This is a genomic window from Vibrio sp. 779(2023) (genome assembly GCF_033344285.1).
GTDB classification, from domain to species: Bacteria; Pseudomonadota; Gammaproteobacteria; order Enterobacterales; family Vibrionaceae; genus Vibrio; species Vibrio alginolyticus.
Map to the genome: position 1 here is coordinate 132,741 of NZ_JAWPOM010000008.1, position 15,065 is coordinate 147,805.

Sequence of the window (15,065 nt, forward strand, 5' to 3'; positions counted from 1 at the left end):
CCCTACTTCAATAAACTAATGTGATTTGGTTTGTTACTTAATAGCTCTGCGATCTCAAACTGCTCCGCTACATACTCGACATTAGGGATTAAGGTAGGCTCCCATGTACTAAGCGCGACCTTTCTGCCTTGTTGAACATCATCAACAATGTTGTCTAGACTTTTGACGCTACATACCTCATACAAGCTTGTACCAAATTCATCATTCTCTACTACACATGTAGCGAACGTGCCAACGTCCTTAGATTCAATGATTAATAGACGTACTTCTGACTCCTGTTTAACCCCGCCTACTATATGACCAATAGTCACTTTTTCAATGTTTTGAATAACTGTCTTCATAATGCCCCCAAGCAATTTAACAATATAAACAGTAACTTACTTGTGTTTAGTATATCAAACCACCCAGTTAAATACCATATAATAACACGATATATTAAAAAATAAGTATTGTCCTTTCGATTGACATTAGCCCCGACAAAGGCGACACAATAGGGCTCGATAGAGGGTCAGCTTTTTAGGCGAAGCCGTTAAGAAAAGCGATACAAAAGCTTCTAGCTCGCCGAAGGCGATTCATTTAGACCACCAGCAAACTGCCATAGCAATGACAACGGGGTTGATGTTGGCATTGCTATGGCGCTGGAGGTCTAGCAGCCTTGAGCGAGATAAACTTTTGGACCCTAGGGTAGCAATCTGAATGACAAATTCTTTTCTTTGGCAATCAGATTGCTCTAGGGTTTCATTAAATGAAGCACTTGAAGAGGAACGATTCTTAGTGCTTAGGGGTAAGTCCGGCGGGTGGGCCTCGGTGGCGACTAGGGGAAACCCCTGTTAGTGGAGAGAAAATTGTGAATGCGTTATATTGTTTACTCGCAACAAAAAGCCCTGAGCTTAGTCAGGGCTTCTCTAATTAAAACTTGGTTAAGCGGCTTGTTCTGTTGCTCCATCAATGTCACCACTATCATCGCTCATACTTTGAGAACCAAAGTACTGATCCTCTAACTTTTGCCGTGCTTCAGAAAGTGGTACACCCAGGGTTGTAAGGAGTTTATTTGCAGCCAAGTCAATGCTAGTTTTATTCACTGACATATTGCCACTCTTGTCATCTATGATGCGGCCAGTAAAGTCAGACGTACCTAGATCGCGTGAGTAGTTAAGTTCTTCAAGCTTATCCCACTGAACTGCTTCGAGAGAGCCATAGTGATTCATTGCGATATTTCCAGCTACTGCAATAGCCTTTAGTGTAGCTACATGAGTCAGAATACAGGTATTACGGAATTCTTCTGCTGACGTATCGCTAAATGCTAAGCCTCCCCAACCCATGGCTCTAGAAACAGTAGTCCAAAACTCGTTTGCTAGCTGGTACTTTGAATCAGAGATTTCTTTTACTTCCTTACTCAACCCCAGCAGGATTTGGTTGATATCTTTGATAGCTTTCAAAGGAAAGTACTTTTCAGACTTCTTGGTGATAGTATTGTGCTCCATATCAACCAGGTCTTTAAACGCAACGCAGTTCTCAGTTATGTAACGAGCTAAACATGGAAGAGGGTCACGTGTATTAAAGGCATCTGAAATACTTTGTTGAGGTTTGGCCAAGTTTTGGTTGATGTCACAAAAGCCCAACTGCCTCTCTTTAAGTGTCAAGTTCGTGTATAGCATAATAGGAACATCTACGTTCTCTAGATCAAAACCTAACTCGGCGAGTTCATCACACAACATTTCTAGAGCGAAGTCGATTCCAACAGAACGATGTTGGCCATCGAATAGCTTAATGGAGCTATCCATAGATATATGAAGTAGACCAACTCGCGCTCCTTCCATAACCTCTTCAAATTCAGGCTTTTTATCTTTCTTCGACACAACCACACCAATGATAGTTGGAATGATGTAAAAACGCTTATAGTTGTTCACAAGGTATTTCGCGAAATCTTTCGCTCGCTTCATATTTACCTCTCGCTGGCTACGTTTAAGTACACTACCCTTGTTATCGATGTTTAGTAGTGAGACCAATACTGAAGCTGGAACATTCACTAGATGAAATGGTTTGAATTGCTTACCTACAGTACAAGGAAGTGAGTATGCGAAGTTTTTATCAATTGACATATTTTAGCCCCCAAGCTATTTAAAAATCAGTTAACATGAAAACTATGTCTTTGTTTTCATGTATTTATTATACACTCTTACCCCTATAAATACCACATTATAACACCAAATATTTATAAATTATTGTTCCCATATTTTATTGACTTTGGGAAGGACAAAGTCGACACAATAGGGCTCGTGAGAGGGTCGGCTTTTTAGGCGAAGCCGTTAAGAAAAGCAATACAAATGCTTCTAGCTCGCCAAAGGCGAAACTTATGGCCACCAGCAAACTGCTAGGTTGGTGACAACGGGGTTTTGTTGGCACCGACCTAGCGCTGGAGGTCAACAGCCTTGAGCAGCAGAACTTGGTGAGGGACGAGCCATAGGGATGCAGGGGTAAGTCCGGCGGGTGGGCCTCGGTGGCGACTAGGGGGGGCCCTGTTAGTGGAGAGCTAAAATCTCACAAACCCACCTAATAAAAAGAGGCTCCCTTGGGAGCCTCTTTTTAGCGTATGATAAAAATCATCGATATAGTCATGTTTGAGTAATCAAGCACTCTTTATGACCAAATAGTGCAAAACACCCTGAATATGACAAATGTTCATTCCCGGTAAATCTATTCAGATACACTCTCATTTGAACTAGGTAGTAACCGGTATCAAAATGCTCGTTGCAAACTTCACAGTCGCCAAACTTACATGTACCACTGCCAAGCAGTGTTAGCCTATACACATGTCTTAGATCACTTGTATCAGTCATCACTCAATTACCTTGTAGTTTAATCTATCCTAGAACTGTAAAGCCTTTAAGTTTTGCAAACTTGTTTGACACACTAAATCCTTTGACGACATCTAAAGGTAATCTCTGTCTTTTTATTATCCACCATGCTTTTCTTATGTGTAGCAATGCGAGTCTACGTTTTTTATTTATCGTCTCTTCTTGCTTTGTTGGTCCGCAATTTCGTAGGTAACTAAGAAGCAGACAATACAGACCATCTAAGCATTCGACCTGAAACCATATGTCACTGCCAAAACTTGGAATGTCCTCCAGTTCGAAACAAACCTGTTGCTTTCCATCAATTTCTCTAAATTTCATATTGCCCCCAAGCAATTGCTAACAACTATTATATATTATAGCAAGTGGCCGAGTTAAATACCACATTTATACACATGTAATTTTGGTAGTCTATTGAGAGCTTTGATATTGAAAGAGACTGATATTATGTTTTCTTCTGGCTTAAGGCTCGATAGCGGACCTGAGCCGCTATCATAGGGTTATTTTATTCTTAGATGCTCACCACGCTCATCCGGCTTTAGAGTGAAGAGTATGTAATCAACCTGCTCTATACAGATCTCATAATCATCGTTGATTAGTAGCACCTCCCTATCATCAGTACTGGATGTGTATTGCTGGGTAACCTTCCCTTTTAATACTTTATCTTTATTGAATACCTTTAATCCTACTAATCTCATACATTCTCCTTACTAGCAGTGATTGAATGATGAACGGCCTCCTTATGGAGCTCTAATATCTCCTTGCTTGTAAGGTAGCTATGAATCTCATTTATTTTCTTAATTACTTCAGAATGATCGTTGAAAAGTTGTTTGCGCTTATCCCATACGACTTCGTGGTGTGCTAGCTGTCCTGGTAGTGTCTTGTCATGAATGCCATAGACATATGTCCCTTCTCTGATTTTCTTTTTGACCAGCATCTTAGACATTAAAAAAATGATGAGTAGGTCCGTTTCTATGATCTGAGTAGTGAGGATAATACCGAAGAATAGACAGTCCTCCCGGTCTACGTCATCGATGTGAATCCCATTGTAACCATTCGAAAAGTAATACACTGGACTGCCTGGTTCCAGATTGTATGAAAAATAGAGATATGCATTTTCATTCTTCTGGAATAGCTCTTTCCTTCTCGCAATCTGAGTACGATATTGATCCATGTAATTATAGTTACAGATGTGCATTTCAGGGCACAACGATATGGTCTTTCCGCAGGTAGTTATGTACTTCTTTCTCTTGCTTATAGATAAGCTGCTTATTGTTTTGGTCATATTGCCCCCAAGCAATTGTTTTTTAGAATGTATTGTTACATTAGCAATTAAAGGAATTATACTAAAACACGCCATTAAATACCATATTAAAACACAAATTTAAGTTAAATATAGTTAACTATTGAGATTGACTTTTGCCCGGACAAAGACGACACAATAGGGCTCGATAGAGGGAAAGCTTTTTAGGCGAAGCCGTTAAGAAAAGCGATACAAATGCTTTTAGCTCGCCGAAGGCGATTCATATGGCCACCAGCATTCTGCTAGGACTGTGACAACGGGGGTTTGTTGGCATCGTACTAGCGCTGGTGGACAACAGCCTTGAGCGGCAATACTTGGCGAGGCACGAGACCTAGCATTGCAAGGGTAAGTCCGGCGGGTGGGCCTCGGTGGCGACTAGGGGGAACCCCTGTTAGTGGAGAGTAGGTAAGCCGCAATGTTAACTCATTGCGGCTTACCTGGGGTCAAATACCCATTAATTAGTAAACACTTAGGTTTATTACTTCCGTGCCGCTTTCAGCCAATGTAGCAATTTCTGGTTCAATATCTACCAGTTGGTCATATACTGAAAGCTCCTTGGCAGCGGCTATGTCTAGATAATATTCAGTTTTATCGGGGGTAGTAGCAATTGCATTCGTCTCTGGCAACGATTCAGCTTGAAAAGCTGCTATTGGTAAGTACTTAAACATGTCTTTCCTCCTAACATTTACAAATGATCTTGATTGTCAGATGACACTCATTGCTCTTTCGTAGAACAGACAGAAGTTCGCTCTGTCTGTTTGAATTCTCTCTTTAACCTTATCTTGCGTTGATTCTCTTAGCGCATCTAACACCTTTACTAGTATGGAAGCAGTGAATGCGTCTATCAGTAGTGGTTGAAGACCTAGTTCTTTAGATTCATCAGTAAAAGAAATTGTTGTGAGTGATTTATTGATTAGTTCATTTGGCCAAACAAAGAGCATTGCTTGGCCTTGAGCGACTTTTTTAAGATTATCGTAATTGCAGAACTCTGTTTTCATATTGCCCCCAAGCAATTGTTTTCAAATAGATAGTTACATAAGCAACTAAGGAAATTATACTAAAATACGCCCTAAAATACCACATTAATACATTTTACATGGTAAAATATACTGAACTATATTGATTGACTTTGGACCGGACAAAGGCAACACAATAGGGCTCGATAGAGGGTCAGCTTTTTAGGCGAAGCCGTTAAGAAAAGCGATACAAATGCTTTTTGCTCGCCGAAGGCGATTCATATGGCCACCAGCATTCTGCTAGGACGGTGACAACGGGGGTTGGTTGGCAATGTCCTAGCGCTGGTGGACAACAGCCTTGAGCGGCAGCACTTGGTGAGGAACGAGCCTTAGGGATGCAGGGGTAAGTCCGGCGGGTGGGCCTCGGTGGCGACTAGGGGGAACCCCTATTAGTGGAGAGTAATTTTTATGTTTCGATTGTAGTTGATTGGTTTTATGTACACCAGAGACAAAAAAGCCCCGACAATATTGCCGGGGCTGGTCGCTTGGGGAGCGGTTATTCTGGTGCTGGTTCTCTATATACCAGCAATCTTCCACTAATTGACTTTTGATTGCTCTTTCCCTTATGGGGGACACAGATAGAGTACAAGGAAAAATGTTTAGCCTTCACCACTTCTGTTAGGCATTGGCTTTTAAACCTTCGCTCGAGAATGTTCAGGCTGTCTTCTAAAGTATGCGAAAGAGGTTCAGGCTTTCTCTCTACTGCTGACCCACCTAAATTGTAATAATATAATTTCCACATAAAAAACAACCCAAAACCAATACCAGGTCTAATGTACATTCAAGCTAATGTTTGCTTCAAGTTCGAGTGTGAAAATCGTATCTTCATAGCTATAAACCACAGTGTTATTACTAACGATTGGTTCTGACATTAAGAACAACTCTGACATATCGAGAAATGACTGCTTATCTATCTGTTCCTGTGGAAAGCTACCCACCTGTACTGTGATAACCTTAGTAAATCCAATCCATTTCTTTACATCTTCATGTTGCTTTTTCTTATTGGCAATCATAGATTTGATGTAGCTACTTCCTTGCCCTTCCTTCACTTTTCCACTTTCGACGCTGACGACTTCGGCCTGATTAAGCTTGATAGGCTCCTTGGTAGAGTTGTCTTGCTGACCATTACTAGATGGCTCGTTAAGGCATGAGTAATCAGCCAACATACCAATGCATTTGAAGAAGCCATTTACATCCGAACGGTCAGTAAAATGAAAACCTGGGATAGCGCCATCAGATTTAAACTTTGAGTAATACCCATTGTTCTCCTTAGCCACTGAAAGCAACGACTTAAAAACATCAGGGCTTTGTTTTTCTTCGAAGTTCACCACGAAAACTAAATGGCCTTTTTTTGTGTGATGCATCACCTCAATTGGCTTGGCCTTCCCAACAATAGAGTTCTTAAGGTCTACTTCGGATTGATTACTACTGTTTTCTGTTTTCTTGCCAGTAACCTTCTTTTCTGGAATAGCTATTTCTCCATAAGGAACACTTGATTTTTTATCGTTCGTGTTGAGCACTATCTTCCTAATTTCTATACCGCAACGAATGTAATCTTTATTTGTCAGATAAAAGCCTCGTCCCATAGAATACTTTTCTCTGTGCTCTGTACTAAGCTCTTTGTCGGATAGGGCTGCGGTGTCTTGGTGGTTTAGCGCTGCTTTACGCATCTCAGAAAATAGATCACGGGTGTGCTTTGACCATGCCAGGATGATGGTTCTATTAGTTAGTGTTTCATAATAATCAGTATAAGGGTCTGATCTATCACTCATAGAGGTAAATTTGGCAACGATAACCGCCTGGGCATCTTCAGGGATAGATAAGTTGTCCTGGAAAGCCTCTACCGCTTTCCGATGTTCCATTATGCGCTTTTGCCTTTCTTCGTATGCTTTCTTTTCTTCCTCTTCCTTGCGCTTAGCTTCTTCGGCAATAATAGAGGAATAAAGTGCCTTGTTCTTGCTGTTGTCGATATCTTCTAAATCGACCTTAGTTAGAAAACCAAACTCAAGCAGCTCTTCTCGTGTCAATCGCTCCTTGAATTCTTCTACATACGATTTCAACTTCCCTAGGCGCTCTTTTATACTTTTGTCGCAACCACGACCCAGGCTTAGGTCAATATTGAAAATCGTGCCAGAATCGAAAGTTACCTTAACATCTGTCTTTTCATACCCTAGTTCGCATTTTGCAGCTACTTCATGAGCAAGTTGTTCAAAATCTTCGATAGAGTAATCTTTCTCTTCAAGCATTTTTGATTCAGAAAATAATACAGTAACTGAAATTGGTTTAATCATCGTTGCCCCCAAGCATCGGAAAAATAGATTAAGAATAAGTTGTTCTCTTAACTTAAAAACATTATAACTCACACCCTCAATAAATACCATATTAATACACTATAAATAGTAAAATATACTTAACTTTATTTATTGACTTTGGCCCGAACAAGGGCGTCACAATAGGGCTCGATAGAGGGTCAGCTTTTTAGGCGAAGCCGTTAAGAAAAGCGATACAAATGCTTTTTGCTCGCCGAAGGCGATTCATATGGCCACCAGCATTCTGCTAGGACGGTGACAACGGGGGTTGGTTGGCAATGTCCTAGCGCTGGTGGACAACAGCCTTGAGCGGCAGCACTTGGTGAGGAACGAGCCTTAGGGATGCAGGGGTAAGTCCGGCGGGTGGGCCTCGGTGGCGACTAGGGGGAACCCCTATTAGTGGAGAGAAAATTCATCTCAATATCTTGTTCACAGGACAAAAAAAACTCAGTGCTTAACACTGAGTTTTTTTGAGGGGTTTTGAAGTATCTCTACTACTTTTGGTTCAGATGATGAACCGTTGGTATTGAGGTATATTTCACGTTCTCATCGATTTGACCCACCGCGCTGACCGAGGGAGAAAGTACTGCTATTAATAAGAAAGCGATAATATTGTTACTCATAAGATTAGCTCCTAGTTGCCGAACGAAATAAAACTTTATACTGGTAATCCTCAAGAAACTTTAGCTCGAGGTCGAAGGCTTAAAATTCTCGTGTAAATAGCATATTTCTGTTTTGCCAAATCTTTAGTAGTAACATGTGAGCTCTTACCTAACTTAGGTTCTGTTTGACTGTCAGTGCCTAGCATTTCTTTTAACACTTCAAGCTCAGCCTCGAGGGTGTCATTTGATGAAATGTATCCAATATAGTTGAATACATCCTGGGAAGAGAAACTTAAGCCATCAGCTTTCTGGTGCTCATGCCGGGAGATATAGCAGCGCTTACCGTTAATGATATCGATATGATAAGCCTCTACAATGCGGTCACCGTATCCATCATCCCAGCCATTATCTTTGTTACGGCCATATAGCCGTGAATGTCTGTAATGAAACTTGAGAAATTGCTTCATTTCTTCAAAAGAAATGAGAATATTATTGTGTCTCATATTGCCCCCAAGCAATTGAATTTATTAACAAGCCATGTAAAGAGTATAACAAAACACGAATTAAAATACCACATTATAACATCTATGTTGTGGTATTTTTTCTATTACTCTGTTCGTCTTTAGTGAATTCCTGGGGTGACATGGCCCTTAAAAAATCTAAGGCCATGGCATTCTCAATTAACCACTAAATTTCTGTGCTGCCTATCCATTGCTCGCCTAGATAGACATCTGCATAATCGTATTCAAACTTAGAGCAGCACTCCTCTAAATCTTCGTAGGTCCAACCATCAGCTGGAGCTGGTACCAACTCCTTCAAGATAAAATTTTCCCCATAGCAATATAGATTAGATGCCTCTAGTCCAGTAATTAAACAGCTCTCGCCTTCTTTAGGTCTTGCTATACATTTAACACTCATTAGATTTACCTTTTGAAATCACTATTTTTACAGTCTTCACTTGTGTACCAGATTCGGAGAAAGTCCCTTCTTTACAACTAGTGACCGATGCGCCCAGCTCCTTCAGCCATTCTTGGAATTCTCTTTGAATTCTACGGGTCCCGTTAACCGCTCCATCACTTGCTATGGTAACTAAGCGGCCACCGATGTCTAAGTGATTGAACATCTTTCTTATATGCTTAATATCCTGGTGCTTATTGAATGGGGGGTTAGCCAAAATACGGTCGAACTTATTACCCTCAGGGTACTCCATAAAGTCCATACAGTGAGTTGCGTATCTATGATGCTTAAGCATGTCGAAGTTCTGAGGGTTCAGCTCGATAGCAACACCATTATCACTAATTCGAGCCATACGATTTGCACACCTACCATCGCCGCAACTAGGTTCCATCCATCTATGTTCAGGCCTGAGATCTAAGTCAATCATCATTTCATCTGCTAGAGTGTCCGGAGAGAAAAACATTTGGTATTTTTTCTTATCATTGAGCTCTTCTCCTTCGATAAGTTTCTTTTGTATATCAACTACGTTTCTATACTCGAAATGAAATGCACCTTTTTTGTATTTGCCTCCAGCCTTAAGTAATAAGTTCTTTATCGCTTTGTAGTGCTTCAGCTGCTTTTGAGGTAATACTAGTGTGTTGTCTATTGGTAGAAGCAATGACAGTTCATGTTCAATGGAGTGATCATCAGATTGCTCTTTCTCATTAAGTTTGTTGAAAAAGAAATGGTCATGTGCATGCTTGATTACAGTCAAAGTATCCTCACTGAGGAAGTGAATGTCTGGGTGGAAACCAAGAGCGTTCAAAAAATTGGCTTTATCAATGATCTTATTGCCTGTTACCTGGCGAGTATCGCACTCATTTCTCTCCAGCCATTGGTAATAGAAAGTGTCTTCTAAGGGTGCCGACATTTTCATATTGTTGATAATGAACTGACTCTTTAAGCAATTGGGCTTTATATCACTGTGAACAACTACTGCTCTTGAGGGACGACTAGCACCAAATTTTTTTTTGTATTCCGCACTACTAGGGGTGTCTAGAAGTACGGAAGAACCGCAGTCATAAAGCACCTCAACATTTCCTAATGATTGTGAAAGAATGAATGACAGACCTTGTTCGTCTATAACTGTTGTAATTTCCATAATGCCCCCAAGCAATATATCTAGTTGATTAACTGGTAATAATTATATCTAACCCTATAGACAAATACCATATTTAAACACTAAATAAAGTAAAATATAATTAACTAATTACATTGACTTTGCCCCGGACAAAGGCGTCACAATAGGGCTCGATAGAGGGTCAGCTTTTTAGGCGAAGCCGTTAAGAAAAGCGATACAAATGCTTCTAGCTCGCCGAAGGCGAATCATATGGCCACCAGCATTCTGCTAGGACGGTGACAACGGGGTTTTGTTGGCATCGTACTAGCGCTGGTGGACAACAGCCATGAGCGGCAATACTTGGCGAGGAACGAGACTTAGTAATGCAGGGGTAAGTCCGGCGGGTGGGCCTCGGTGGCGACTAGGGGGAACCCCCTATTAGTGGAGAGCAATTTTAAGTTTCTATTTTAGTTCTATGAATTCATTAACACGAGAGACAAAAAAAACCCCGACAATATTGCCGGGGCTGGTCGCTTGGGGAGCGTTAATCCCTGGTAGGTTCTGAGTCTAATGCTTTAACATAAACAGCATCAGCAACACCGTTTTCACACATTGAAGTAGCTGAAAAATTGTCTTTTGTGGTTTGACTGTAAAGTTCACTGTGTTGCGAGTTACTGAGCCAGATCAGGCTGTTATCATCGTCCAAACCTAAAAATCCTTTGGTTGGTGAGTAGATACGATAAAAAGAGCTCAGCTCATAGGTTTTAAATACCCTGCTATCTGGTAATGAGAACCAATAGCAGTCCCAATCTAAGTGAATATAGGCTTGCCTCTCTTGACACGGTTGTGAGAAACCTATCACTTTGTAGCCTTGCAGAACTAAGCCATAACCATTAACGACAATGACCTCCTCTCCAGAAGAAAACCTTGATTCGCACAATGGTATTGAAGTTAAGCTATTTTCAATATATTTCAGCATGGATATTCCTCTCTTACTCCTTGAGATTAAGCTGTTAAGCCAGTAAACAAATCTTGCTCTAGCTCTTTGGATGAGAACTGAAATCCTTGACTGATGTTGAATTCCCGGTCAGCTACCAAATCTACAAAAAAGTCATGAACATTTTCATTCTTACAACACTCTTTAATGTTCTGGGCTGCAATATAGGCTGCATGCTTAGGATTGATAGCACTGACAACGAAAGCTTTGCTCTCTGAAGAGCCAAATCGAACTGAAGTTAAAAACTCCGTATATTGGTCAAATTCATTGCCCCGCAAAACTACTTTAATTTCACTACCCTTTGAAGTCTCAAGTTTTACATAAGAGAATCCATCTTCTAGCACTTCAAGTAGTGCTCCCTTGCAACCTTTAAATGCACCTTCAGTTACGATAATTTTCATAAAGCCCCCAAGCCTTGAATATCAATCAACGATTAAAGCATTTCTGCCCCAATCCATAATAGCCATTATACCAAACAGACTGCTAAATACCACATAACAACACTAATTTCAGTTAAATATATTTAACTATATTGATTGACTTTTGGCCGGACAAAGGCGACACAATAGGGCTCGATAGAGGGTCAGCTTTTTAGGCGAAGCCGTTAAGAAAAGCGATAAAAGGCTTTTTGCTCGCCGAAGGCGATTCATATGGCCACCAGCATTCTGCTAGGACGGTGACAACGGGGGTTTGTTGGCAATGTCCTAGCGCTGGTGGACAACAGCCTTGAGCGGCAATACTTGGCGAGGAACGAGACTTAGTAATGCAGGGGTAAGTCCGGCGGGTGGGCCTCGGTGGCGACTAGGGGTATCCCCTATTAGTGGAGAGCAATTTAGCCACCGAGACGATGGCTAAATTCTATAGGTTAGGACCACTCAAAGATCGGCAATGATCGCTCTTCTCCTGCATCTGAATCTAACTCGACACACTTAAAACCCAATTGGGCTGCTTTCGAAAGGATAAAATTTAGCTCGTCAGAATATTCTTTACGGATATTTAAATCGTGTTGTGTATGCAATTTAATGAAATAGCCCGTATTTCGTTTTGCTACTAATGAAAATTCTTCCTTAGAGATTTCATCAAGGGCAACTACATCTCCTTCCTTTATATGGCCAGTGCTAAGCTCAACTGTTGTATATTGGTTGTTGATATCAAACATTAGCCTTCCCCTTGGTCTAAATTGATGTTCGAGTGTGAACAAATGACCATCCTAAATGCGCCCTTTGTTTTGAGCTCTATTACGTGGGAAAAGACTTCTTTCGCCTCAAAAAACAACTCATCTTTAAAATATCCTTTTTGATACGTACCTCGGAGTGTACGAAACCCATCAAACTCCGGTACTCCCTTAATTCCTCGGTCCGTATTAGAGCGAGCTGAAACAACGACTATGCCGCCCTCTTGACTACAGAGCTTAGCTAGGTTTTTCCAGACCTGTTTTCTGGGTAAAGGGGGCAATACATTGGTGCAATATCCACAATATACAAATGAGTAATGCGCTTTAAGAATGTCTAGATCAGGACAAAATGTGTAATCGTACTCTGCACACATACCTGATAAATCGTATATAGCTTGAGTGTCCTTACTTTCTTGTTCACGCCCTTTCGCATAGTTCAAAGCTGGGGCTGACACTAAATGAGGGAACTGTGAGAGAAACTGTTTTAATGGGGCACTAACAGATTTACGTGCGATTGAAGTTTTTGAGGAGACCTCGAACTCCTTCTTGATCTCTTCAGGTGTTTGATAAAAGGATTCTGATTCAAATTGTTCTGAAACGGGTACTAACTTTAATGCTAAATTTTCCATACTGCCCCCAAGCAATGTATATCATTGATTAACTGTTAATAATTATATCTAACCTCACACATAAATACCATATTAAAACACAAGTGATTGTTAAATATAATTAACTATATTTGTTGACTTTGGCCCGGACAAAGGGGCCACAATGGGGCTCGACAGAGGGAAAGCTTTTTAGGCGAAGCCGTTAAGAAAAGCGATACAAATGCTTTTTGCTCGCCGAAGGCGATTCTAATGGCCACCAGCATTCTGCTAGGACGGTGACAACGGGGGTTTGTTGGCAATGTCCTGGCGCTGGTGGACAGCAGCCTTGAGCGGCAGAACTTGGTGAGGGACGAGCCCTAGTGATGCAGGGGTAAGTCCGGCGGGTGGGCCTCGGTGGCGACTAGGGGGGACCCCTGTTAGTGGAGAGCGCTTGACTGGCCATAATGACCAGTCAAATTTTTCTACAGTATATATAAATCGTAGTAGCTAGCTTCTTCAGCTGTAAGCTTATACCCAGGCTCTACAGAGTGGGTAGATACGCGATCTTTACTACATTTAATGGCTTTAAGTGTGTTATTGATCTCACTGCAAGCATCAACAACAAACAGATCTGGGATAAAGCCATTCTTAAAAAAGCTTGTTTGTTTATTGCGGATCATCTTTAGGAAGACTGTTTCAATTTTAGGTGGTAGCCCGTAAACAAGTGCATGCCTTACAGTCATTAAATTTATGAACTCATGAAGTATTTCGTGGAATGTAAATCGACCTACTTGGTGTTCTGAGGATTCTGTAAAAGCGGTACACTTGTAAATCAGATTAGTAAGGAGATTACATGTAATGTAATCAACCTCTAAAAGTTGGCCTTTGCATTCAGATTTTTTGATTCCTAAATCTTGTACTTGATTGACCCACTCCAGGTAAGGGAGCACCGTATTTAAATCATCCAGTAAGTACCCAAGTTTGGTTTCGAATTCACGTACCTGTTTGTACCAGCATGCTTGCACCTTGTCGGAATTTCCATATTTGCTCTGAATAGGTTGGGTTCGGATGCTTCTAAGACGTTTGCCTTGAATAGCATTTACGCACTTGAATGCTAGTGTAAGTGCTTTTTTTACTTGTACCTTCTTTTCTTCGTTGATCTTTACGATTCTGTCCATACTGCCCCCAAGCAACTTTTTAAAAAAGAGGGCCATTGAGCCCTCTATACACGTTAGATTTACCGATTACTATTCTTGACGGAACGGATCAATTACAAAGCCAAGCGCGTCTAGGGGTTGGCTATTGTATGCAGTAAGTGCTTCGCGACCTAAATCCAGTTCGTATCCAGAGCCAACAAAGTCATCACCTACAAAGCCACAAATAACATTGTTTGAGATACCTTCGATACCTTCCCAAGCTCTCCCGGTCCAATATTGCGATTCGACAATCCAAACACCTTCACGATGAACACGCACTCTAAAAGCACTTTCACTTCGCTTAAGTTCTTCTTTACTTATATCGATGTTCACATCAGGATCAAATAGGTCACCAGATAGAGCTTTTAAATCTACATACTGGTCTTCTTGTTTAATGAATCGGATTTTCCCTAATCGAACAGCTAGGGCTACTTTGTCTATTTCGCCGTTTCTCTCCGTGGATGTTTCAGTCTTTTCGGGTGTTAGCTGATTAAGTAATGAAATGACTACTTTCTTATCGAATGATGAAATCTTCATATTGCCCCCAAGCAATTGTTTTAAAATAGATAGTTACATAAGCAACTAAGGAAATTATACTAAAACACGCTCTAAAATACCACATTAAAACATAAAATATAGTTAAGTATATTTAACTATATTGGTTGACTTTACCCCGGACAAAGGCGATACAATGGGGCTCGACAGAGGGACAGCTTTTTAGGCGAAGCCGTTAAGAAAAGCGATACAAATGCTTTTAGCTCGCCGAAGGCGATTCATGTGGCCACCAGCTTTCTGCTAGGACGGTGACAACGGGGGTTTGTTGGCATCGTACTAGCGCTGGTGGACAACAGCCTTGAGCGGCAGAACTTGGTGAGGGACGAGCCCTAGTGATGCTGGGGTAAGTCCGGCGGGTGGGCCTCGGTGGCGACTAGGGGTATCCCCTATTAGTGGAGAGAAATTTTCTTGCAAG

The 15,065-nt window shown here is 41.2% G+C and carries 16 protein-coding genes; all 16 read right to left on the reverse strand.

Translation table 11 applies throughout. The annotated features are described in order from the left end of the window. Nucleotides 1-2: 2 nt before the first annotated feature. The 16 genes from R8O70_RS12390 to R8O70_RS12465 all read right to left on the reverse strand — a co-directional run bounded on the left by R8O70_RS12390 (nt 3) and on the right by R8O70_RS12465 (nt 14,632). Nucleotides 3-341: a hypothetical protein gene (locus R8O70_RS12390; protein WP_025636798.1), complete on the reverse strand. Its 339-nt coding sequence runs from the start codon at nt 339-341 to the stop codon at nt 3-5. A gap of 579 nt (nt 342-920) precedes the next feature. Continuing rightward, a complete protein-coding gene (locus R8O70_RS12395) occupies nt 921-2,102 on the reverse strand; it encodes a DGQHR domain-containing protein (RefSeq protein WP_025767162.1) in 1,182 nt (393 codons plus the stop codon). A 1,253-nt stretch (nt 2,103-3,355) separates the two neighbouring features. Beyond that, the gene (locus R8O70_RS12400) at nt 3,356-3,553 is read right to left on the reverse strand and encodes a hypothetical protein (RefSeq protein WP_025636691.1); all 198 of its coding nucleotides are present in this window, start codon (nt 3,551-3,553) and stop codon (nt 3,356-3,358) included. Further along, nucleotides 3,550-4,140 carry a hypothetical protein gene (locus R8O70_RS12405; protein WP_139364688.1) on the reverse strand — a complete coding sequence of 197 codons (591 nt, stop codon included), beginning with the start codon at nt 4,138-4,140 and terminating at the stop codon, nt 3,550-3,552. The genes R8O70_RS12400 and R8O70_RS12405 overlap by 4 nt, the downstream gene beginning before the upstream one ends. A 476-nt stretch (nt 4,141-4,616) precedes the next feature. Continuing rightward, complete coding sequence (locus R8O70_RS12410) at nt 4,617-4,826, reverse strand: hypothetical protein (RefSeq protein ID WP_025636820.1); 210 nt, start codon at nt 4,824-4,826, stop codon at nt 4,617-4,619. Nucleotides 4,827-4,862: 36 nt separating this feature from the next. Further along, entirely contained in the window at nt 4,863-5,156 is a 294-nt protein-coding gene (locus tag R8O70_RS12415; RefSeq protein WP_025636822.1) for a hypothetical protein, read from the reverse strand. A 788-nt stretch (nt 5,157-5,944) separates the two neighbouring features. After that, nucleotides 5,945-7,465, reverse strand: a complete 1,521-nt coding sequence (locus tag R8O70_RS12420) for an LPD25 domain-containing protein (protein WP_139364687.1) — start codon at nt 7,463-7,465, stop codon at nt 5,945-5,947. A gap of 691 nt (nt 7,466-8,156) precedes the next feature. Next, nucleotides 8,157-8,588 (reverse strand): hypothetical protein, encoded by a 432-nt coding sequence (locus tag R8O70_RS12425; RefSeq protein ID WP_025636572.1) that lies wholly within the window; start codon nt 8,586-8,588, stop codon nt 8,157-8,159. A gap of 184 nt (nt 8,589-8,772) precedes the next feature. Beyond that, nucleotides 8,773-8,904 carry a hypothetical protein gene (locus R8O70_RS12430; protein ID WP_254919935.1) on the reverse strand — a complete coding sequence of 44 codons (132 nt, stop codon included), beginning with the start codon at nt 8,902-8,904 and terminating at the stop codon, nt 8,773-8,775. A gap of 88 nt (nt 8,905-8,992) precedes the next feature. After that, a complete protein-coding gene (locus R8O70_RS12435) occupies nt 8,993-10,183 on the reverse strand; it encodes a class I SAM-dependent methyltransferase (RefSeq protein ID WP_054575002.1) in 1,191 nt (396 codons plus the stop codon). Between the two features lie 502 nt (nt 10,184-10,685). After that, nucleotides 10,686-11,120 (reverse strand): hypothetical protein, encoded by a 435-nt coding sequence (locus R8O70_RS12440; RefSeq protein WP_078535620.1) that lies wholly within the window; start codon nt 11,118-11,120, stop codon nt 10,686-10,688. Between the two features lie 26 nt (nt 11,121-11,146). Continuing rightward, nucleotides 11,147-11,539 (reverse strand): hypothetical protein, encoded by a 393-nt coding sequence (locus R8O70_RS12445; protein WP_042776621.1) that lies wholly within the window; start codon nt 11,537-11,539, stop codon nt 11,147-11,149. A gap of 464 nt (nt 11,540-12,003) precedes the next feature. After that, nucleotides 12,004-12,297, reverse strand: coding sequence for a hypothetical protein (locus R8O70_RS12450; protein WP_025636768.1), 294 nt, complete (start codon nt 12,295-12,297; stop codon nt 12,004-12,006). Continuing rightward, complete coding sequence (locus R8O70_RS12455; RefSeq protein WP_025636769.1) at nt 12,297-12,941, reverse strand: hypothetical protein; 645 nt, start codon at nt 12,939-12,941, stop codon at nt 12,297-12,299. Before R8O70_RS12455 ends, R8O70_RS12450 begins: the two co-directional genes overlap by 1 nt. Before the next feature lie 440 nt (nt 12,942-13,381). Next, on the reverse strand, nt 13,382-14,077 hold the full coding sequence (locus tag R8O70_RS12460) for a hypothetical protein (RefSeq protein ID WP_213899636.1): 696 nt from the start codon (nt 14,075-14,077) through the stop codon (nt 13,382-13,384). Nucleotides 14,078-14,146: 69 nt separating this feature from the next. Next, complete coding sequence (locus tag R8O70_RS12465) at nt 14,147-14,632, reverse strand: hypothetical protein (protein ID WP_042776734.1); 486 nt, start codon at nt 14,630-14,632, stop codon at nt 14,147-14,149. Nucleotides 14,633-15,065: the final 433 nt, after the last annotated feature.